We start from the raw sequence: 21,410 nt of genomic DNA on the forward strand, positions 1-21,410 counted from the left end.
TCGTCCGCGTCACACCTGGCGTACAGTGTTGCTCCAACAGCAGGTTTTCTCATATGGAAACTGAAATTCTATTATCGAACAGATCCTTCTGGCGCATCAGCCACACAACGAAGTGAGGAATCCCGTGCAGTTTCACCACCACGGTTACGTATCCGGAGACCCGCGGGTTATGCCGGCAGCCGGCGTCGGCCTGAACCGGCCCGATGAACTCCCGGACGAGGTTGACGTCCTGATCGTCGGCACCGGTCCGGCGGGAATGCTCGCCGCGGCGCAGCTTTCGATGTTCCCGGATGTCACCACGCGGATCATCGAACGCCGCCCCGGACGGCTCGCGATCGGCCAGGCCGACGGTATCCAGGCGCGCAGCGTGGAGACTTTCCAGGCCTTCGGATTCGCTGAACGGATCATCGCCGAGGCCTACCGCATCACCGAGATGGCGTTCTGGAAGCCCGACCCCGCGAACCACGCCAACATCATCCGCAGTGCCCGTGCTGTGGACGACGAGATGGGCATCAGCGAGTTCCCGCACCTGATCGTCAACCAGGCCCGCGTGCTGGACTACTTCGCCGAATTCGCCGCCAATTCGCCCACCCGCCTGAAGCCCGACTACGGGTATGAGTTCCAGTCACTGAACGTCGCGAACGAAGGCGAATACCCCGTCACCGTCACACTGCTCCACACTGCGGGTCCCAATGAGGGCCAGGAACGCGTGGTCCGTGCCAAGTACGTGGTGGGGGCCGACGGCGCGCGCAGCAAAGTACGCGCAGCAATTGGCTGCACCCTCGCCGGAGACCAGGCCAACCATGCCTGGGGTGTTATGGACACCCTCGCCGTCACCGACTTCCCCGATATCCGCACCAAGTGCGCCATCCAGGGCGAAAAGGGCAGCATCCTGCTGATCCCGCGCGAAGGCGGCCACCTGTTCCGCATGTACGTGGACCTCGGCGAGGTGGACCCGGCCACCCACCACGCCGTGCGGAACACCAGCATCGAGCAGATCATCGCCAAGGCAAACGAGATCCTTCACCCCTACACCCTGGACGTGCGGAACGTGGCGTGGCACAGCGTCTACGAGGTGGGGCACCGGCTCACGGACAGGTTCGACGACGTCCTGCCGGAGGAGCGCGGCACGCGCACCCCCCGGGTGTTCATTACCGGCGACGCCTGCCATACGCACAGCGCCAAGGCCGGCCAGGGCATGAACGTCTCCATGCAGGACGGGTTCAACATCGCCTGGAAACTGGGGCATGTGCTTGAGGGCCGCAGCCCGGAGAGCCTGCTGTCCACCTACTCCGCTGAGCGGCAGGTGGTGGCGAAGAACCTCATCGACTTCGACAAGGAATGGTCCACCATGATGGCCAAGAAACCCGAGGAGTTCGACAACCCCTCGGACCTTGAGGATTTCTACGTGCGCACTGCCGAGTTCCCGGCGGGATTCATGACCGAATACGCGCCATCCATGCTGGTGGCCCCCGCCAAGCACCAGGCGCTGGCCACGGGCTTCCCGGTGGGCAAGCGCTTCAAATCGGCGCCCGTGGTGCGCGTGGGCGACACGAACCCGCTCCACCTCGGGCACCACGCCACGGCCGACGGGCGCTGGCGCATCTACGTCTTCGCAGACGCGGCGCCCGCAGGAGCGCACTCAGGGGTGGCCGACTTCGCCGAGTGGATCGCGAACTCGCCGGACTCGCCGCTGGCCGCAACGCCGTCGGGCGCTGATCCTGACGGCTGGTTCGACCTGAAGGTGATTTACCAGCAGCCGCACACGGCCGTGGACATCGGAAGGGTTCCCGCCGTCTTCAAGCCGCAGGTGGGCCCGTTCAAGCTGACGGACTACGAGAAGGTGTATGCCACCGATCCTGCTGCGGACATTTTTGACCAGCGCGGCCTGGACCGCGGCGGCGTGGTGGTGGTGGTCCGCCCGGACCAATACGTGGCGAATGTCCTGCCGCTTACCGCGACGGCCGAGCTGGGGGAGTTCTTCGCCGCCCTGCTGAAGCCGCACCAGGCCTCGGGTCAGCCGCTGACGGTCTGAGCTGTCCTGTACTCCGCGGCGGCGTAGACGCCGAGGATCCGCACCTCGGTGGTGAAGAAGTCCAGTTCCTCGAGGGCCAGCTTCAGCGGCAGGTCCTCGGGGTGGCCTTCGACGTCGGCCATAAACATCGTGGCCGCGAACTCGTTGCCCACCATGTAGCTTTCCAGCCGCGTCATGTTCACGCCGTTGGTGGCGAACCCGCCCAGCGCCTTGTACAGCGCGGACGGGACGTTGCGGACGCGGAACACAAAGCTGGTGACCGCCGGTCCGGGCAGTTCGTCCCGGGCCGGCAGCGCCGTTTCCCGGGCCAGGACCACAAAGCGGGTGGTGTTGGAGGGATCGTCCTCAACCCGGGAGGCCAGCACCTCCAGGCCGTAGATCTGCGCGGCGAGAGGGGGAGCGAGGGAGAGCTTGCGGGGATCGTTCCACTCGGCCACTTCCCGCGCCGATCCCGCTGTGTCACCGGCGATGACCGGCTTGAGGCCGTGCTCGCGGATCAGCTTCCTGCACTGGCCCAGGGCGTGGATGTGGCTGTGGACCTCGGTGGCACCTTCGATGGTGCTGCCCGGGATGCCCAGCAGGTCGAAGTGGATGGGCAGGAAGTACTCGCCCACAATCTGCAGGTTGGACTGGGGCAGGAGGATATGGATGTCCGCCACCCGGCCGGCAATCGAGTTCTCAATCGGAATCATGCCGAGGTCCGCTTCGCCGCTGGACACGAGTTCAAACGCGTCCTCGAAGCTCGCGCAGGGCACGCTTTCCATGTCCGGGAACATCTGTTTGCACGCAATATTGGAGTTGGCGCCGGGCTCACCCTGGTACGCAATCTTGGAGGCCATGATCCGTATGGTTTCACGCCCCGCCCCCGCCCGCCCAACTGAGTAGCGCCAAGTGTCGCTTTGGGCGGTCATAACGGCACTTGGCGCTACTTACTTTGGATTACACGGGGGTGACGCGCAGCCAGAGGTACTGGCGCGGGAGGAGGGTGACACCCTCGTCCAGCTGCAGACCGGATTCGGAGAGAAGGTCGACGGCGGTGCTTGCGTATCCGGAAAAGGTTTCGGCGGGCAGGGACTGCGGCTGGTCGCTGAAGTTGGCCAGTGCCAGGATCCAGGATTGCCACCCGGGACGCTGGTAGGCCAGGACGCTGCGGTTGTTCGTGGCGAAGTCGATGAGCCGGGTGCCCGCCAGTTCAGGCGTGGCAGCCCGGACCTCGATCATCCGCTTCAAGCCGGCAAAAACGGCGCCCTCGGGAGTGGAAGGATCCTGGCGGCGGGCGTACTGCTCCGCAGGGTAGAGCGGCCGGTGGACCCAGCGGCTGTCCGCCTCGTGCCCCGGCTCGGAGGCGTAGCCGTAATCATTCACCTGGCCCACCTCGTCGCCCAGGTACAGCAGCGGGATGCCGCCGGTGCTGAAGGCAACCGAGTGGGCCAGCAGGATCCGCTCCACCGCCTCAGCCGGGTCAACCTCCAATCCGGACAGGGACGCCGTCGTGCCTGAAATCCTGCAGTCACCGGTCTTGGGGTTGTCCTGGAAGGGCACGCCGCGGGCGAAGCTGCCGGGGAAGCGGTTGACGTAGAAGGAGTTCAGGAACCGGCGGTGGTCGAAGCCGTTGATGCCCAGTTCCGCGGCGTCCTCGTCGGCGAAGGTCCAGCCGATGTCGTCGTGGCTGCGGACGTAGTTCACCCAGGAGGTGCCCTCCGGGATGTTGTGCCGGCGTTCCAGTGCGTGGGCCAGGAGCGAGACGTCACGGGTGGCCAGGGATTCCCAGATCAGGGCCATCTGCAGCGGATTGTAGGAGATCTGGCATCCGGCCGGGTCAATGTAGAGGGCCACCTCGTCCGGGTGCACAATGGCCTCGGACTTGAACAGCAGCGACGGCGCCGCGAGCCCGCACACGGCATTGAAAGCCTGGAGCAGGGTGTGGGCTTCGGGAAGGTTCTCACAGGGGGTGCCCAGCTGTTTCCAAATGAAGGCCACCGCGTCCATGCGCAGGATGTCCACCCCTTGGTTGGCCCGGAACAGGATTTCGCCGGCCAAGGCGCGGAAAACGTCCGGGTTGGAGTAGTTCAGGTCCCACTGGTAGGTGTGGAACGTCGCCCAGACCCAGCGGCCGTCCTCCATCCGGATAAAAGAACCGGGGTGGTTCTCCGGGAAAATCTCCCGCACGTTCTGTTCGAATGCGTCCGGCATGGTGCGGTCCGGGAAGATCCAGTAGTAGTCGCTGAACCCGGGATCGCCGGCGGCAGCGCGCCTGGCCCACTCATGTTCGTCCGAGGTGTGGTTGAAGATGAAGTCCACCACCAGGCTGATCCCGTTGGCCTTCAGTCCGCGGCCAGATCCCGGAGCTGCTCCATGGTGCCCAGTTTCAGGTTGACCTGGCGGTAGCTGGAGACCGCGTAGCCGCCGTCGGAGTGCGGCTCGGGTGCCAGGAACAGCGGCATCAGGTGCAGGTAGGTGAGGCCGAGTTCCTTGAAGTACGGGATGCGGCTCCGGACTCCCTCCAGGTTCTCGGCATACCGGTCAACGTAGCAAACGCCGCCCAGCATATTGTTGGACAGGAACCAGCCCGGGTTAGCCTCCCGCTCCGCGTCCATGGCCTTCAACCCGGCAGGGCGTTCCTGCCACGAGCGGGCGCATTGCAGGACCAGTGCGGTGAGCTGGTCCAGCCAGTCTCCGCGGGAACCGTACAGCGAATGGAAGCGCCGGAGGAGGTCCGGGAAGTGCCGGTGGAACCGCTGCTCAAAGTCAGTTCCTGCCCTGACGTCTGCCCGGGCCATGGCCTCGACGACGTGCTGCCGCGCCGTCTCGTCCACACTGGCGAGTTCCTGCATAAAAGGGGCCCCTTCCGGCCGGCGTATCCGGCAATCTCTGGTCTAGGGCAGTATGCCATGGCGGCGTGGTGCGGAAGCCTTCGAAAGGGTCTTGGCGAACCCGGGCGTTTCCGGTGCACCGCCATTGCGCTCAGCTACAACAACTCATCGCTGCACGACAAACCCACCGGGCCCGCCCAGTGGCATGCTGAGTCCAATGGTGCAGGACGGATGAAACCGCACCCTTTCCCCAGCGCTCATGACCGTTAAGAAGGATCCAATGAGTATTTCGAATTCCGAGTCCCGGACTGCCGATACAAAGCCCGTCAAGGAGCACCCCACATCCCTCCGCACCGGCAGCATCGGCGTGATGGGAATCCTGTTTTTTGTCCTGTCCGCCCAGGCGCCCCTGACCGGAATCGCCGGCGCTTCCCCCTTGGCTGCTGCGCTTGGCAACGGTGCCGGCGCCCCGGGCGCCTACTTGATTGTCGGCGTCGTCATTGTCATATTCGCCGTGGGGTTCGTGGCCATGAGCCGCAGGATCCAAGCCAACGGCGCGTTTTACGCCTACATCACGGCGGCCTTTGGCAGGAAGGCCGGCGCCGGCGCGGCCTGGCTGGCACTGCTGGCGTACAGCACTGTGCAGGCGGCGATGTACGGCCTCTATGGTGCGGCCTTTTCCGGGCTGCTGGCTTCCGTCGGCGTCAACATCCCCTGGTGGCTGCTGGCCCTGGCCACCATGGCGGGAGTGCAGGTACTGGGCTCGCTCAACATCGAACTCGGCGCCAGGGTCCTGGCCCTGCTGGTGGGCTTCGAGGTGGCCATCCTGCTGATGTTCGGCCTTACGGTGCTGTTCAGCGGCGGCGGCCCCGAAGGCATCAGCCTCGCTGGGTCCTTCTCGCCGGAAGCCATCGCAGCCGGCGCCCCCGGCGTGGCCATCATGTTCGCCGTGGCCTCCATGTTCGGCTTCGAATCCACGGCCATCTATTCGGCAGAAGCCAAGGACGCCCACCGCACCGTAGCGCGGGCCACCTACCTGTCCGTGGCCGTGATCGCCGTCTTTTTCTCCTTCATCTCCTGGATGCTGGTGAGCTACTACGGCCCCAGCCAGGTCATGGACGCCGCCGGCGCAGCCCTCGAATCAGGCGACTCCACCAGCTTTGTACTGGCTCCCATGGTGGAACTCTTCGGTCCGTGGGCGGGCGTCACCACCGGCATCCTGCTGGTGACCTCCCTGCTGGCGGGCATCATCGCCTTCCATAACGGCATCAACCGGTACCTTCACTCCCTGGCCCTCCAGGGCTCCATGCCCGCAGTCCTCGCCAGGACCAACCGCCACCGCGCCCCCGCTGCAGCGGCCCGAATGCAGACGGCCACCGCCGTCGTGCTGGTAGTTCCGTTCGCGCTGCTCGCGCTGGATCCCGTCCTGACCCTGTTTTCCTGGTTCAGCGGACTCGCGGTGGCTGCACTCCTGGTGCTGTATATCCTCTGCTCGGTGGCCGTGGTGGGATTCTTCCGGCGCGAGCGCCAGGAGGGTCAGCTCTGGCAGACCCTCCTGGCGCCCGCCCTGGCCACGCTGCTCCTGGCGTGGGTGCTGTCCCTGGTGGTCAGCAACTTCACCGCCCTGATTGGCGGCAGCGCGGAAACGGCCGCGGCCCTGCTGGTGGCTGTCCCGGTGATGTTTACCGTCGGTGTCCTGGTGGAGTCGCGGATTGAACGGCGGCAGCGGTTTCACAGTCTGGGGCACGCCGGCTAGCGTGCAGCTTCCCCTCCGGCGGCCAGGGGTTGGCTGACGGCCCGGTCTGGTGCAGCTGCACCGGACCGGGCCTTTTCGTGTGCGTCCGGGGTCCGGCGGGCCAGGACGCCGGCGGTGGCGAACAGCCCGGCAAGCAAGGCCGCTGCTGCGGCAGCAACCATCGGGCTGCTCGGCCACAACCCGGCCAGCCCCAGGTAGGCCGGGACGGTGGCACTCGCCTGGCTGGTGAGGACAAGCGCCCAGCCCGTGAACCGGTCCACCCTGGACAGGCCCAGGGCCATCGAGGCAAAAAACAAACCCCACAGCAGGGACCAGCCCAGCCAGAGAACGGCCAGCAGGGGATCCTCTGCAAGCCAGGCCGCCGCGAGGAGCAGCCCAACGCAGGCCACCATGCCGCAAAACCAGCCCAGCCCCTTTGAGCCCAGGTCCAGCAGAAAGTCCAGGCCCACATAGAGGTATGTCAGGCCGAACAAGAACATGCCGGCAGCTGTCAGCGCTCCGCCCGCAGGCGGGCCCGGGGACAGGACGGCGATGCCGAGCACCAGCTGGACGATCCCCACCGCCAGGCTCAGCACGGCTGCGTCGCGGCGGGGCACGTGGCCGAGGGCGGCCAGGCCGTTGATCAGCAGCGCAGCGCCGGAAAGGAGGAGGCAGATATACGGCATCAGGACACCCCGTTCTCGGAAGATCCGCCCGGCGAAAATTTCATGAAGTGGAATATTGCTGTCACAATACGGAGATTAGCTGAAGCTGGGATGCCCGCCTAACAGTCCTCAGTCGTAATCGGATAAGTTGAAACGTAAACCTTTGGGACGGCTCCGCCCGGCGAGTGCCATCCTTTGTTCGGCCACGGAAGGACAAGTTCATGCATGCTCGGCTGGAGGCCATCAGGGATACAGTCCTGGCCAGAAACCCCGGTGAAGCGGAATTCCACCAAGCCATCACGGAGGTCTTCGAGAGCCTCGGCCCGGTCCACGACCGCCATCCCGAGTTCCTCGAAGCAGCCATCCTGGAACGGCTCTGCGAACCTGAGCGGCAAATCATTTTCCGCGTCCCCTGGACCGACGACCACGGCCGGGTGCAGATCAACCGCGGCTTCCGGGTGGAATTCAACTCCGCTCTGGGACCCTACAAAGGCGGACTGAGGTTCCACCCCTCCGTGAACCTGGGCATCGTGAAATTCCTCGGCTTTGAACAGATCTTCAAAAACGCACTGACCGGCATGCCCATCGGCGGCGGCAAGGGCGGCTCCGACTTCGATCCGCGCGGCCGCAGCGACGCCGAGGTCATGCGGTTCTGCCAGTCCTTCATGACCGAGCTCTACCGCCACATCGGCGAGTATACCGACGTCCCGGCCGGTGACATCGGCGTGGGCGGACGCGAAATCGGCTACCTCTTCGGCCAGTACAAGCGCATCACCAACCGCTACGAATCCGGCGTGCTCACCGGCAAAGGAATCTCCTGGGGTGGCTCCCTGGTCAGGCCGGAAGCCACCGGGTTCGGGACCGTCATCTTCACCAACGAAATGCTCAAGGCCCGGGGACTCTCCTTCGACGGGCAACGCGTGGTGGTCTCCGGTTCCGGGAACGTGGCCATCAACGCCATCGCGAAAGCCCAGGCGCTGGGCGCCACGGTGGTTGCCTGCTCAGACTCCTCGGGCTACGTCATTGACGAGGACGGGATCGACGTTCCGTTGCTGCGCCAGATCAAGGAAGTGGAGCGTGCCCGGCTCAAGGAGTACGGCGTCCACAAGCCGGGCGCAACGTACATTGACGGCGGCTCTGTGTGGGATGCCGGCGCCACCGTGGCGCTGCCGTGTGCAACGCAGAACGAGCTCGACGGCGACGCTGCCGCGGCCTTGGTGCGGGGCGGCCTGCTCGCCGTGGGTGAGGGCGCCAACATGCCGAGCACGCCCGACGCCGTTGCGGCCTTCCAGCAGGCAGGCGTCCTGTTTGCGCCGGGCAAGGCAGCCAATGCCGGTGGCGTTGCCACCTCCGCCCTGGAGATGCAGCAGAACGCCAGCCGCGACTCCTGGTCCTTCGAGCACACCGAGCAGCGCCTGACGGACATCATGGTGGGAATCCATGACCTGTGCGCCGCCACCGCCGAGGAATACGGTGCCCCCGGGGACTACGTCCTGGGCGCGAACATCGGCGGGTTCGTCAAGGTTGCCGACGCCATGCTGGCGCAGGGGCTGATCTAGGCTCCCAAGCCGGCGCCAGCCCGCCCTCGTACGCTCCTGCCACGGCAACGCACGGTCACTTACGGTGGGCGGGATCGTGTTTGGGTGCCGGGCTAACCGGCGGCTGGTTTGGTCTCGATGTAGTTGATGACCAGGAACTCTCCCGCCGGGACCAGTTCCACGTACCAGCGGGTCGGCTTGTCCAGGTCCTCCCAATTGCCCTGGCCGGCCACTACGGGGCGGTAGACGGCATCGAATTTCAGGAACGTTCCGCTGTCTGTGGCGCTCGAATCGATTTCCTGCAACAGTTCAAACTTCCCCCGCCCGCTGCCCTCCGGTTCGGCAGAGCGGACCGCCGCCAGGTTCTGCTGGTTCATCAACTTTACGGAGGTGAAGTATTGCTGCCAGGCCATGTCGCTGTGCGTGATGAACAGGGTGGCCGAGTAGGCCTCCGCGTTCCTTGCGGCGAGCCGCTCAACACAGCTCTCCGGGACGGCCGTGCTTGGACTCCAGGCGGCGATCAGCTCGGAACCGGCGTTGAACCAGCCGCTGTAAGCGTTCAGGACACTGCCGATCGTCTCGCGCGGGGTGCCCAGGGGGATCCGGACCGGCGTCAGGTCGTTCTGGCCAACGAAGGGGCACTCCGGCGGAAGCGCGGACACAGGCGTGGCCGGAGCGATATCCGGCAGGGGCGGCGACGGGAACAGGCTGCAGCCGCTGATGCCGGTCAGCAGCACAAGTGCGGCAGCCGTCGTCGTGATTTTTATGCCGAGCCCATGCCTGACTGGAACTTTCATTACTTCTCCCCCGATAACGCCACCCTCATGCGGACGACGCTGACCAGCCTACCGTGCGGTAGATGGGTAAACAGGGCGCATCGGGGTTTGATCCCGTAGAGTGCTGCGGCTTTAATCCATTCGGCGCCAGTCGGTGGGGGACAGGCCGAAAGCGTCACGGAAGGTGCGGCTGAAGTGGGCCGCGTCCAGGAAGCCCCAGCGGGCTGCGACTGTACTGACGGACTTCCCGGCGTGCAGCGGATCGCGCAGGTCTCGGCGAGCGCCATCGAGGCGCTGGCTCCGGATCCAGCTGGCCACCGTGGTGCCGGACTCGTGGAAGACGTTGTGCAGGTGCCTGGTGGAGATGAAGTGGGCGGCGGCGATACTCGCCGGTGACAGCAGCGGATCGGACAGGTTGGCCTCGATGTACTCGCGGATGGAGACGGCCAGCAGTGCCTGCGGCTTCATCCGGTCCGGGGCGATGTCCATCTCCGCGTGCAGCATGGTGGACACCAGGTCCAGGGCGTTGGTGGCCAGCCGTGAACCGCTGGGACCGCCCAGGACATCAAGGTTTTCGGAGAGCTGGCGGATGAACTGCCCCACGATCCCGCTCAGTCCGGTGCTGCCTGCCATCCTGACGGCCGCGAGCTGGCCCACGTAATCCGTCGGCAGGGTGAGGGCGTCGCAGGGAAACATAACCACCATCATCCGGGCCTGTTCCTCGAACGCCAGGGTGTAGGGGCGGTTGGTGTCGTAGATGGCCAGGTCGCCGGGCTCGAGGAGCGCCTCGCGGTTGTCCTGGATCAGCAGCCCGGTGCCTTCGAGCTGGAGGTTGAGCTTGAAGTAGCGCTCGCCCGCCTGGGCAATGAGCGCCGGCGTCCGGTGGACCTCATGGGATGTGGCCGTGACTTCCACGATGGACATCCTGTCCAGCACGCGCGAGCGCAGCTGTCCGCGGAAGCCATCCACGTCTTCCGTGCGTGCCGTGAGCGGCACAAACGATTCGGCCACGAGATGCTTCCAGTCCTCAAAAGTCCTGGCAACACTTGTGGTGACGTTCTGGCTGGTGGGCGCAATTGCGGCTGGCATGGATGTTCCTGTCGACGGACGGCCATCTGGCGTTCCTCATAGGACTGTGTCCTGGAACACAGTCCTATGAGGTTAGCCCCGCCGGGCATCTTTTTTCAACACTTGGCGAAAAAAGAGTTTCTCCGCTGAATGCCCGCCTATTTGTTCTTCCCCCGGGCGGCGACAGTCCACCGGTCCACGAGTTTGCCATGGCTGACCACGGCCACGTCGTCCACGAGGTTCATCGCGAGGCAGACGTGGTTGGGGATGACGCGCAGTTTTGTGCCAATGGCCGGCGGCGCCCCGGGATCGTGCCATTCCACCGTGGCGTGGTGCTCGGATAGCGCCGTGATCCTCGCGTCTGGATGGTCCATCAGCCGCCCGAAGCCGCTCGCCCAGGCCGGCCGGTCGCTGCCCAGGATCTTGCTTCCGGCGTCGAGGATAAACCGCGGCGGGGTGCCGGGGGCGGTGGTGTGGTGGCTGACGACCGTCGCCGCAACCGTCAAGGCGATGTCTTCAAGCGCGCAACGGCCCAGTTCCAGCTGTTGGGCGTCGCCGAAGACGTAGACGCCGGGCCGCACTTCGGTGGCGGACGAGCCCTCGGTGAGGAGCGCCGTCGGGGTGGATCCTCCGCTTCGCACGGCTGCCTCGAAGCCTGCCGCGCTCAGTCTTTCCGCTGCCTGGCGCAGGGCCTCCTGCTCCTGCGCCGCCGCCTCCACCGGCATCCCCGGCGCGTAACTGTGGCCGGGAAAGGTGAAAACCCCGGCAACGTTTAGTCCGGCGTCCGACGCCGCCCAGGCAACGGCCGCGGCGGCTTCCGGCTGGACTCCGCTGCGGTGGTGGCCGCTGTCGATCTCCACCAGCACGCTGACCCCTCCGGCAGCATCACCGAGGCCTGCTCCGACCGCGGCCGCGCCGGCTTCGGAGTCCACCCCTACCGAAATTTTCGCGGCTGCGGCCAGCCGGCGCAGCCGCTCCGCTTTCTGCGGCGAAATCCATAGGGGGTAGGCGATGAAAAGGTCCTTCACACCCGCCGCGGCGAACACCTCCGCCTCGCCGATGGTGGCCACGGTCAGCCCTGCTGCCCCGGCCGCGATCTGCCGGGCTGCGATCTCCGGGATCTTGTGGGTCTTCGCGTGCGACCGCAGAATCAACCCTTTCGCCTCCACGGCCCGGGCCATCCGGGTGATATTCCGGTCCAGGATGTCGACGTCCACGAGGATCTCCGGGGTGTCGACGTCGGCCGGAATGGGTACCGCGGCACTCTCGGCGTTCACTCCTGCGTTCATCGGGCTGACGGCTGGGTCAACAGGGCCAGGTAGCCCTCAAGCTGGCGGTCGTGGCCAAAGTCCGTGCGTCCGGACGGAGCGAGGGCGGCTTCAATCTGGGCGCCGAGCAGCATGTTCAGGAGCTGGCCTGCCAGAACATCGTCGCTGACGGCGGCACTGACGTCGCCGGCGTCCCGGGCCTCTTTGAGGTAGCGCCGGATGTCGGTGAGCCACTCGTCCATGGACTGCTGGTGGATCACGGCCTTTTGGGGATCGTTGACGGCTTTCTGCCAGAAGGGGATCACGATCCGTGCCTCGTTGACGCGCTCCTCATCGAGGGGCAGCACCTCAAGGCAAAAGGCCCGCAGCGCTGCCAGGCCGGTCTGGCCCGCGGTGACCCCGGCAATCCGCTGGTTGGTCCGGTTGAACACGTGGCTGAAGGCGAACTCGAGCAACGTGTCCTTGGTGGGGAAGTAGGGCTTCAGGGCGCCGTTGGCGAAGCCCGCCTCCATGGCAATCTCCCGCATGGTGGCACCTTCGAGGCCGTTCCGGGCGATGATACGCCAGGTGGCGTCCACCAGCTCCAGGCGCCGCTCGTCATGGTCAACAATCTTTGGCACCGCAGCCGCTCCCCGAAAATATTCTTGCCCAAACCCTTGTGAGCCATCTTACGTAGAGCTTATTCTCTACAACTATAGAAAATAAACCGGCCGACCCCGCAGCGGTCCGATCAAAGGCTCACCCATGACGCTCGCACCAGTTGAAACAACCCCGGCATTCGGCCTGGCCACGGCCCCGGAGATCCTCGAGGTCCGGTCCATCCTGCAGCAGGAGGGCCTGCTCGGGCCGCAGCACCGGATTGCCTACCTCGGCCTGCTGGACCCGGCCCGGCCCGCGAGGCCCGCAGTCGGCGGCACCGACCACGCTCAGGACCGGCGCTTCCGGATCTTCATCCACGACGTCTCAGGGGCTGCGCCAAGCGACGTCATCATTTCCCTCACGCACCAGAAGGTGGAATCCGCCGTCGTGCTCGATACCGCCGTAACCGGGGAACTGCCCGTCCTCGAGGAGGAGTTCGAGGTGGTGGAGGCGCTGCTGGCCACCGACCAGCGCTGGCTGGACGCCCTTGCCGCCCGGAACCTAGATGTGGCAAAAGTCCGCGTGGCCCCGCTGTCAGCCGGCGTTTTCGAGTACGCCGAGGAGAAGGGCCGCCGGATCCTTCGCGGCCTGGCTTTTGTGCAGGACTTCCCCGAGGACAGCGCGTGGGCGCACCCCGTGGACGGGCTGGTGGCCTACGTGGATGTGGTGAACAGGGAAGTCACCCAGGTCATCGACCTCGGCGTGATGCCCGTTCCGGCCGAGCACGGCAACTACACCGATCCTGAGCTCACCGGACCGCTCCGCACCACCCAAAAGCCCATCAGCATCACCCAGCCCGAAGGGCCCAGCTTCACCGTCACCGGCGGCAACCACGTGGAGTGGGAAAAGTGGAGCGTCGACGTCGGCTTTGATGTCCGGGAGGGCGTGGTCCTGCACAACCTTGGCTTCCGCGACGGAGACAATGTGCGGCCCATCATCAACCGCGCGTCGATCGCCGAGATGGTGGTGCCCTACGGAGATCCGTCGCCCATCCGCTCCTGGCAGAACTACTTCGACACCGGCGAATACCTGGTGGGCCAGTACGCCAACTCCCTGGAACTGGGCTGCGACTGCCTGGGCGACATCACCTACCTCAGCCCCGTCATCTCGGACGCCTTCGGCAACCCGCGCGAGATCCGCAACGGCATCTGCATGCACGAGGAGGACTGGGGCATCCTCTCCAAGCACTCGGACCTCTGGACCGGAATCAACTACACCCGCCGCAACCGCCGCCTGGTGATCTCCTTCTTCACCACCATCGGCAACTACGACTACGGCTTCTACTGGTACCTCTACCTGGACGGCACCATCGAGTTCGAAGCCAAGGCCACCGGCGTCGTCTTCACCTCGGCGTTCCCCGAGGGCGGCTCGGACAACATCTCCCAACTGGCCCCGGGCCTCGGCGCGCCGTTCCACCAGCACCTCTTCAGCGCGCGGCTGGACATGGCCATCGACGGCTTTACCAACCGGGTGGAAGAGGAGGACGTGGTCCGGCAGGCGATGGGCGAAGGCAACGAGCGCGGCAACGCGTTCTCCCGCAAGCGCACCGTGCTGGCGCGTGAATCCGAAGCAGTCCGTGAAGCAGACGCCCGTTCCGGCCGCACGTGGATCATCTCCAACCCCGAATCCCGTAACAGGCTGGGCGAACCCGTGGGCTACAAACTGCACTCGCACAACCAGCCAACCCTTCTCGCTGACCCGGGATCCTCGATCGCCAGGCGCGCGGCCTTTGCCACGAAGGACCTGTGGGTCACCCGCTACGCCGAGGACGAGCGCTACCCCACCGGCGACTTCGTCAACCAGCACTCCGGCGGCGCAGGCCTGCCCGCCTACGTGGCGCAGGACCGGGAACTCGACGGCCAGGACATCGTGGTCTGGCACACGTTCGGCTTGACCCACTTCCCCCGCGTTGAGGACTGGCCCATCATGCCCGTGGACACCGTCGGCTTCAAGCTTCGCCCCGAAGGCTTCTTCGACCGCAGCCCCGTGCTGGATGTGCCTGCCAACCCGAACCAGCAGGCCGCCTCCTGCCACAGGGAGGGAACCACCGGTGGGTCCTGCCACTAGCCTCGCGGCGGGTGTGGCGTCCGGACCGGGCGCTGCCGGACCGGGCGCCGCCGGGCCGGGCGCCGCAGTCGCGGGGAAGCGTACGACGACGATGGGCCGGGTCCCTCCCGGCGGTCCCGTCCTGCACCCCCGGCTGGTCGCCGTGGTCACCGCTGTGTCCTGCGTTGCGCACCTGTGGGTGGCCGCCGCCGGACACCACGGCGCCTGGCTGGGCGTTCTGATGGTCGCGCTGGTGGCCGTATGTGTACCCTGCACCGTTCACATCTGGCGGCACAGCCGGGTGGGGGCACTGCATCAGGTGACCCTTTCGGCCCTGTTGATGGTCGGCCTGCACACGGCGCTGCTGCTCGGCGCGGGACGTGCGGGGCACGCCCACGGCGGCAGGCCGGCGTCGTCCGCTGCGCAGGCGACCGGGAGCACCCAGCTGCTGCTGGTCCTCGGACTTGAGCTGGCCACCGCCCTGCTCGCCGCCACCCTGGTGGCACGGCTGCGGTGCCGGCCCGGTGCGGCCGGCGTCGAAAGCTGTGCGTGACGCCGAACCAGCGCCAGCCAGGCTCGAAAGTGAACCTGCCCAGCGTGGTTTCGCCCTCGCTATAGGGGTTCCCTGGCCGGTTCGCCGGCTGTGCGGGGAGCGATGGTCATGTCCGCCACGCGCTTCAGCCGCGGGTGAAGCTGGTCGCCGCCCTCCACCACGCCTTTCTGCCACCACAGCTTGAGGCCTCCGGGTACCACTTCCAGGCAGGCGAGGTTGTTGTCGAACCAGGGGCCCTTGATGCCGGACCAGCGGAAGGGCGGATCCGGCACCTTGGCCGAATGCGCCGCAAGGGCGCCCACCGGGGTGGCAAGGCCGTAGGACATGACGGCGCCGAATGACCTCATCAGCCGCGGGAGGGGATTGCGGATGGGCGAGCATACCGCCTGGATAATGCGGCTGCCGGAGGACCGCTCCACCTCCGAGACGTAGGAGAAGTGCACGTCCCCCGATAGAAAGGTGACGGTTTCCGGTGCCGGGCCGCGTTTTCCGTCAGCCACCTCCGCCGCTATCGCAGCCATGCGCTGGAAGCTGTTCTGGAATGCAGCCCAATGCTCCAGATCCGCCGCCTGGCGCAGCTTCTCGCCGACCCGGGCAGCCAGTTTCCCCCAGGCTCCCTCAGAAACGGCTTCATCCCAGGATTCCAGGTGGTGCAGGCCCATCGGCAGCAGGAACGGCAGGGACGTCGCCACCAGCAGATGGCGGAAGCCGCCCTGCATCCGCTCGTCCAGCCATTCCATCTCCGCGTCGTCCAGCAGGGCGCGGTGGTCCGGGGCGAGGTTCCGGGCGGCGCGGGAATCCACCACGATGAGCCGCGTGTCGCCGAAGTCGCGGCAGAAGCTCCACCGATAGGACGCAGGGTCCTGGTTTGCCCGTTCCGCGAAGGCGTCCAGCTCCGCGCTGAGATCGAGTTCAGTGGTTGAATCGGGGCCTGCTTCCGGCCGCAGTCCGTGCCCGCGCCGGTTCCGGTGCGCCACCACTTTCCGCCATAAAGGGTCCGCCGCGCGCTCCTGTGGTGACAGGTTCCCCAGATGCTGGTACACCCAGTAGGACGCCAGTCCGGCCTTGATCCGCCCGCCCCACCACGGGACGTGCTGCATTGCATCGCGCCAGCTCCGTGAGGCGTTCCAGTCATCCCGGATGTCATGGTCGTCAAAGATCATGGCGCTGGGCACCGTGGACAGCAGCCACCGGTTGGCGGGGTCGGACCAGGCCAGGTAATAGAGGTGCGCGTATTCCTCGAAGTCCTTGAGTTCCTCACCCGGCGGTGCCTTGATGTTCCGGCGTGCCTTGATGAATTCCTGCATCTGCTCGCTGGTGGAGTCGGCGTAAACCTGGTCTCCCAGGAAGGCCACCAGATCAGGCCAGGGCTCGCCGCTGCCGGAGATCATCTTCACCGCATATGCCCGCAGGGCGTCCACCCCGTGGCTCCGGTTTCCGGACTCGTCATGCGGAACGCTGGTGCGGCACGAACCGTACGCCAGCCGCAGGGGTTTGCCAGGTTTGAGCGTGGCAATCACAGGCGGTGGAAAGGCCAGCTCTGGTTCGACAGCATTCCCGTCCGGCCACACGCGCGTTCCGTTGACCTCAACGGTGTAGGGCGTCACCGTTCCTGGACCAAGCCCCTGCAGCTCCACGAGCGCATAATGGTGGCCGTGCACTGCGAAGGTGTCCGCTTCCCACTCTCCGGCACTGGTTCTGACCGCCACCACGGCAGTATCCCGGGTTTCCACCCAGATGCTCGCCGACGTCTCATCCACAAACCGCATCATGGGGCCTAGCACCAGCGCTGGGGTAGTCATTCCTCAGTTGTACCCGCTCGAGGCCGGAGCGGCTACGGGCGGAAGGCAGGGTGGTAGACCGCCTACTTCTCGTCCGGACCCAGGTCGGGCCCGGCCGCGAAACTCACCTGACGGGTCGAGCTGCCCTGCAATTCAAGAATGGCCAGTTCGTTGACGCCTTCGCGGATCAGCGGGCCCGGCACGTAGAGCGTACGTTGCGGTCCGCGGCTCCAGTAGCGGCCCAGGTTGAAACCGTTGATGAAGGCATTGCCCTTGGTCCAGCCGTCCAGCCGGAGGTACCGGTCACCGGGTCCGTCGGCGGTGAAGTAGGCGAAGGACATCGAGGGGCCGGCCACTCCTCCATTGTCCGGCAGTTCGTTGGCGGCACGACGGAAAACATCGAGCGAACCCACATCCAGCGGCCGGATAGTCCAGTCCAGGACCTCCACGCCATTCAACAGTGCCGGCCCGATCAGCCCCTTCGCTTCGCCGATCCGTGGCCCGTAATTGACCCGGCCCTGGTCCTCCACCAGTATCTGCAGCAGTCCGCCCCTCGGAAGGAAGATCGAGCGTTCGCCGAGTTCACGGCTCAGGATCCCCACGGGGAATCCGTCCAGGAAGAACTGCGCGCGGTCGCGGATTTCGGCAAAGGTGAGGACGCCGCCGTCGGGCACCTGCCGTTCATACAACTGGAACCCGCGGTATTGTCCGGTGGCCTCGCTGACGGGCAGGGTTCCGGGGACCGTCAACGGGCTGCCCAAAGACCCCACGGCCTTCAGCAGGGGCACAGAGGACACCACGGACACGGTGCACTCCACTGCCTCGTCCCGGCGCGCAGGAACCTCGCCCGGTACGTCAAAATGCCGGGCGATGACATCCCGGAAGGCAAAGTACTTGTCGGTGGGGAAGCCATCCTCGCTCAGCGGTGCGTCGTAGTCGTAGGACGTGATGGTGGGCTCGTAAATGCCCTTGTCATTGGCGCCGTTGGTGAAGCCGAAGTTGGTGCCGCCGTGGAACATGTAAATGTTGACGGAGGCTCCGGCAGTCAGCAGGGCGTCGAGCTCGGCTGCGGCGGCGGCGGCATCGGTGGTGTGATGGTGGGTGCCCCAGTTATCGAACCAGCCGTTCCAGAACTCCGCGCACATCAGCGGCCCCGTGGGCTGGTGTTCGCGGAGGAACGCCAGGCGTTCGGCGGCGCGGGAACCGAACGTTCCGGTCTTGTGCAGCTCCGGCAGCGAGCCGTCCTCGATCATGGTGCCGAAGGGCTGGTCGCAGGTGAAGAGCGGGACGTCCACGCCGGCGCGTTTCGCAACGTCCACCAGATGCTGGAGATACGCCTTGTCCTTTCCGTACGCGCCGTACTCGTTCTCGATCTGGAACAGGATGACTGGTCCGCCCCGGGTGATTTGGCGTTCGACGACGATGGGCAGCAGGCTGCCGAGGAAGGAGTCGACGGCGGCAAGGTAAGCAGGTTCGCTGCTGCGCACACCCGCTGTGGGATCACTGAACAGCCATGCCGGTAATCCGCCGTTGTCCCACTCGGCGCAGATGTAGGGGCCCGGCCGGACGATGGCCCGCATTCCTTCGGCTGCCACCAGGTCAAGGAAACGGCCAAGGTCAAGGCCGCCGTCAGTACGGAAAGCCCCTGGGGTGGGGGAGTGTTCGTTCCACGGGACGTACGTCTCGATGGTGTTCAGCCCCATGAGCCGGGCCTTGTGGATCCGGTCGGCCCACTGGTCGGGGTGGACCCGGAAGTAGTGGATGGCGCCGGAGAGGATACGGAAGGGCTCCCCGTCCAGCAGGAAGTCGCGGTCGCCAATGGCGAAGGTGTTCAAGGAGATTCCTCCGGGGTTGTTTGGCGTCCGCCCAGCACCGTGTGGAACGCGTACGCCGCGTTGCTCCAGACCACAAACAGCAGGGGCGCCGGCGCCAGGGCAACGCCCAGGACCGGCTGGAGGAGCGCGGCCGAGGCGATAATGCCGAGCAGCACCAGCATTGCCAGGCTGAGGTACCAGCGCTGGACGCAAAGGTAGAGGGACGCCTTCGCCAGGCTCTTGAGCCGGGCGTCCGGAAGCAGCACGGCCCCGGCGACGGACAGCACCGCCACGCTCACCACGACGGCCGCCGCCACCACAATGACGGGAACCAGCACGGCACCGGCGGGCAGCGACTGGACAATTGCGAGGTCCACGCCGAGGAACAGCAGCGCCGCGACGGCGGCCAGGCCCACCGGGGCCGTCCGCCGGAAACCGCGCCGGTAGCCCCGCAGGAAGGAGGCGACCGGCTTAACCGCAGTTCCGTCGTCGTTCAATGCCTGGAAGGCGGCGAAAAGGCCCGCGAGCGACGGCGGCACTGTCACGCAGAGTGCCAGGAAGAACGGCCAGGCGGCGATGGGGTCCGCCACCAGGGCAAGGCACAGCACCAGCGGAGCGTTGGCCAGCGCCATCAACACGTTGCTGGCCAGGAAGGTGTAGACGAAGCCGAAGATGCCGCCGAACGTTTCGAACCCCGGGCTGGGGATGCGCCCGGCAAGGCCGCGCCGCCGGGATGGGTGCTGTGCCACGGCGCTCATCCTTTCATGCCGCTCGTGGCGATGCCCTGGATGAAGTAGCGCTGGCCCAGCAGGAAGATGATCAGGATGGGGATCACCGAGATCACTGAGCCGGTCATGATCATGGCGTACTCGGCGTCGAACTGGCCCACAAAGGAGCGAAGCCCCAGCTGGACGGTCCACAGGCGGTTGGACGTGAGGTAGATGAACGGGCCCATGTAGTCGTTCCAGGTGTTCACGAACGTCAGCAGCGCCAGGCTGGCCAGGGCCGGCTTGGACAGCGGCAGGATCACGCGGGCCCAGATGCCGTACTCGCTCAGGCCGTCGATACGGGCCGCTTCACACAGTTCGTCCGGGATGGTCATGTAGTACTGGCGCATCAGGAACACCCCGAACGCGCCGAACGCCTGCAGCAGGATCAGGGCGTTGAAGCTGTTGGTCAGGCCCAGGTTCTGCATCATGATGTACTGCGGCACCATGTAGGCCTGCCACGGGACGGCGATGGTGCCGATGTAGGCCAGGAACAGGACGTCGCGGCCCGGGAAGCGGACCTTTGAGAACCCGTACGCGGCCAGCGAGCCAGTGAGCACCTGCAGGCAGGTGATGATGACGGCCAGGTACAGCGAGTTCTGCAGATACCCCATCATGGGAATCCGGGTCCAGATGTCTGTGTAGTTGCTCCACACAAACTCGGTGGGGATCCACTGGATGGGAACCGTGAGGACCTGGTTGTTCTCCTTGAGCGACGAGGACACCATCCAGATGAACGGGACCATCAGTGCAACCACCAGCACGGCCAGCACGGCGTAGATTACGGTGTCCGTGGTGCGTGCCTTGCGTTCGCGTGTGGAGCGTTTGCGCTCTGAACGACGGCGGTCTTCCGGAGCGGATGCCAGGCCGGTTCCGGCGAATTGTGCCTCGGCCTTGAGGTCTTCGGCCATGTTGGTCATCAGCGTTCCCTCCGCTGTTGGATCTTGAACTGCACGACGGTGACCGTCAGGACGATGAGGAACAGTACCAGCGAGATGGCGGACGAGTAGCCGAATTTCCCTTCGCCGATGCCCTCCTGGTAAATGAGCTGGGACAGCACCGTGGTGGAGCGGCCCGGGCCGCCGTTGGTCATGACTACGATGAGGTCGAAGACCTTGAAGCTTGAAACTGTCAGCATCACCACTACGAAGAAGGTGGTGGGCCGCAGGGACGGGATGGTCACGTTCCAGAAACGCTGCCAGGCGCTGGCACCGTCCACTTCGGCCGCTTCGTAGAGCTCGCTGGGGATGGCCTGCAGGCCGGCCAGGTAGAGGACCATGTAGTAGCCCATGTCCCGCCAGACGCTGGTGATGATGACGGCAGGCATCGCCCAGTCAGAACTGGACGTCCAGCCGGGGGCCTCGGCGATGCCGATCGAGTGCAGGAACTGGTTGATGGGGCCGCTGTCCGGGCTGAAGAGCATGTTCCAGACGACGGCGACGGCCACCAGCGAGGTGATGTAGGGGAAGAAGATGGCCACCCGGAAGAAGCCGATGCCCTTGAGCTTGCGGTTCAGCAGCATGGCCAGGAGCAAGGCAAGGGCCATGGTGAGGGGCACGTGGCCCAGGGCGTAGGCCATGGTGTTCCGCAGCGCCACCCAGAAGGTGTCACTGGCCAGCATGCGCTGGAAGTTGGCCAGCCCCACCCACTTCGGAGCCGTGAACGAGGCCCATTCCATAAAGGAGAGGGCGAACGCTGCGAGAACGGGAATGAGCGTAAAGGCCAGGAAACCCAGGAAGTTCGGCAGGATGAACGTCCAGCCAATCAGGGTATTTCGCCGCGCCTGCTTGCGGTTTCCGCGGCTGTGCACTGGGACAGGCGCCTGGGTGATGGTTTCTGTAGTCATGATGACCGCTCCCGGGGCTGGAAGCGTTCCTCCGTTTCAGGATCAGGAGAGTTCAGATGCTGTTCC

Annotated in this window: 16 protein-coding genes and 1 pseudogene; 5 read left to right on the plus strand and 12 right to left on the minus strand. The window is 65.7% G+C overall.

Annotation, left to right across the window (positions count from 1 at the left end):
• Positions 1 to 124: 124 nt before the first annotated feature.
• Positions 125 to 2,035: an FAD-binding monooxygenase gene (locus QF038_RS00730; RefSeq protein ID WP_307607772.1), complete on the plus strand. Its 1,911-nt coding sequence runs from the start codon at positions 125 to 127 to the stop codon at positions 2,033 to 2,035.
• Here the strand turns inward: QF038_RS00730 and QF038_RS00735 are convergent.
• Together QF038_RS00735 and QF038_RS00740 are read right to left on the minus strand one after the other, a co-directional pair.
• Positions 2,017 to 2,874, minus strand: a complete 858-nt coding sequence (locus tag QF038_RS00735; protein ID WP_307607774.1) for a prephenate dehydratase — start codon at positions 2,872 to 2,874, stop codon at positions 2,017 to 2,019. The genes QF038_RS00730 and QF038_RS00735 overlap by 19 nt on opposite strands.
• 100 nt (positions 2,875 to 2,974) lie before the next feature.
• Positions 2,975 to 4,869 (minus strand): annotated as a pseudogene (locus QF038_RS00740) (amylosucrase).
• Positions 4,870 to 5,128: 259 nt separating this feature from the next.
• Here QF038_RS00740 and QF038_RS00745 point away from each other — a divergent pair.
• Positions 5,129 to 6,604, plus strand: coding sequence for an APC family permease (locus QF038_RS00745; RefSeq protein WP_307607776.1), 1,476 nt, complete (start codon positions 5,129 to 5,131; stop codon positions 6,602 to 6,604).
• Here the strand turns inward: QF038_RS00745 and QF038_RS00750 are convergent.
• Positions 6,601 to 7,269 carry an AmiS/UreI family transporter gene (locus QF038_RS00750; RefSeq protein ID WP_307607779.1) on the minus strand — a complete coding sequence of 223 codons (669 nt, stop codon included), beginning with the start codon at positions 7,267 to 7,269 and terminating at the stop codon, positions 6,601 to 6,603. The two genes, QF038_RS00745 and QF038_RS00750, sit on opposite strands and share 4 nt — an antisense overlap.
• Positions 7,270 to 7,469: 200 nt before the next feature.
• Between QF038_RS00750 and gdhA the strand changes: the two genes are divergently transcribed.
• The gene (gene gdhA / locus QF038_RS00755; protein ID WP_307607781.1) at positions 7,470 to 8,807 is read left to right on the plus strand and encodes an NADP-specific glutamate dehydrogenase; all 1,338 of its coding nucleotides are present in this window, start codon (positions 7,470 to 7,472) and stop codon (positions 8,805 to 8,807) included.
• A gap of 92 nt (positions 8,808 to 8,899) precedes the next feature.
• Here gdhA and QF038_RS00760 read toward each other — a convergent pair whose 3' ends face one another.
• The 4 genes from QF038_RS00760 to QF038_RS00775 all read right to left on the minus strand — a co-directional run bounded on the left by QF038_RS00760 (position 8,900) and on the right by QF038_RS00775 (position 12,518).
• Positions 8,900 to 9,583 carry a hypothetical protein gene (locus QF038_RS00760; protein ID WP_307607783.1) on the minus strand — a complete coding sequence of 228 codons (684 nt, stop codon included), beginning with the start codon at positions 9,581 to 9,583 and terminating at the stop codon, positions 8,900 to 8,902.
• A gap of 111 nt (positions 9,584 to 9,694) precedes the next feature.
• A complete protein-coding gene (locus tag QF038_RS00765) occupies positions 9,695 to 10,651 on the minus strand; it encodes a helix-turn-helix domain-containing protein (protein WP_307607785.1) in 957 nt (318 codons plus the stop codon).
• A gap of 137 nt (positions 10,652 to 10,788) precedes the next feature.
• Entirely contained in the window at positions 10,789 to 11,907 is a 1,119-nt protein-coding gene (locus QF038_RS00770) for an alanine racemase (protein ID WP_307607788.1), read from the minus strand.
• Between the two features lie 8 nt (positions 11,908 to 11,915).
• Positions 11,916 to 12,518, minus strand: a complete 603-nt coding sequence (locus QF038_RS00775) for a TetR/AcrR family transcriptional regulator (RefSeq protein ID WP_307607790.1) — start codon at positions 12,516 to 12,518, stop codon at positions 11,916 to 11,918.
• A 124-nt stretch (positions 12,519 to 12,642) separates the two neighbouring features.
• On the opposite strand from QF038_RS00775, the gene QF038_RS00780 reads away from it, so the two are divergent.
• Together QF038_RS00780 and QF038_RS00785 are read left to right on the plus strand one after the other, a co-directional pair.
• Positions 12,643 to 14,604 carry a primary-amine oxidase gene (locus tag QF038_RS00780; RefSeq protein ID WP_307607792.1) on the plus strand — a complete coding sequence of 654 codons (1,962 nt, stop codon included), beginning with the start codon at positions 12,643 to 12,645 and terminating at the stop codon, positions 14,602 to 14,604.
• A 91-nt stretch (positions 14,605 to 14,695) separates the two neighbouring features.
• A complete protein-coding gene (locus tag QF038_RS00785) occupies positions 14,696 to 15,136 on the plus strand; it encodes a hypothetical protein (protein ID WP_307613367.1) in 441 nt (146 codons plus the stop codon).
• Positions 15,137 to 15,195: 59 nt separating this feature from the next.
• Here the strand turns inward: QF038_RS00785 and QF038_RS00790 are convergent, their stop codons facing one another.
• The 5 genes from QF038_RS00790 to QF038_RS00810 form a co-directional block, all read right to left on the minus strand.
• Positions 15,196 to 16,938, minus strand: a complete 1,743-nt coding sequence (locus QF038_RS00790; RefSeq protein WP_307607794.1) for an alkaline phosphatase D family protein — start codon at positions 16,936 to 16,938, stop codon at positions 15,196 to 15,198.
• Positions 16,939 to 17,000: 62 nt separating this feature from the next.
• Entirely contained in the window at positions 17,001 to 18,752 is a 1,752-nt protein-coding gene (locus QF038_RS00795) for a beta-galactosidase family protein (RefSeq protein WP_307607796.1), read from the minus strand.
• Complete coding sequence (locus QF038_RS00800; protein WP_307607798.1) at positions 18,749 to 19,489, minus strand: hypothetical protein; 741 nt, start codon at positions 19,487 to 19,489, stop codon at positions 18,749 to 18,751. Before QF038_RS00800 ends, QF038_RS00795 begins: the two co-directional genes overlap by 4 nt.
• Positions 19,486 to 20,418, minus strand: a complete 933-nt coding sequence (locus QF038_RS00805) for a carbohydrate ABC transporter permease (protein ID WP_307607800.1) — start codon at positions 20,416 to 20,418, stop codon at positions 19,486 to 19,488. The genes QF038_RS00800 and QF038_RS00805 overlap by 4 nt, the downstream gene beginning before the upstream one ends.
• The gene (locus QF038_RS00810) at positions 20,418 to 21,344 is read right to left on the minus strand and encodes a carbohydrate ABC transporter permease (protein ID WP_307607802.1); all 927 of its coding nucleotides are present in this window, start codon (positions 21,342 to 21,344) and stop codon (positions 20,418 to 20,420) included. Before QF038_RS00810 ends, QF038_RS00805 begins: the two co-directional genes overlap by 1 nt.
• Positions 21,345 to 21,410 lie beyond the last annotated feature (66 nt).

The organism is Pseudarthrobacter sp. W1I19 (genome assembly GCF_030817835.1).
Taxonomy (GTDB): domain Bacteria; phylum Actinomycetota; class Actinomycetes; order Actinomycetales; family Micrococcaceae; genus Arthrobacter.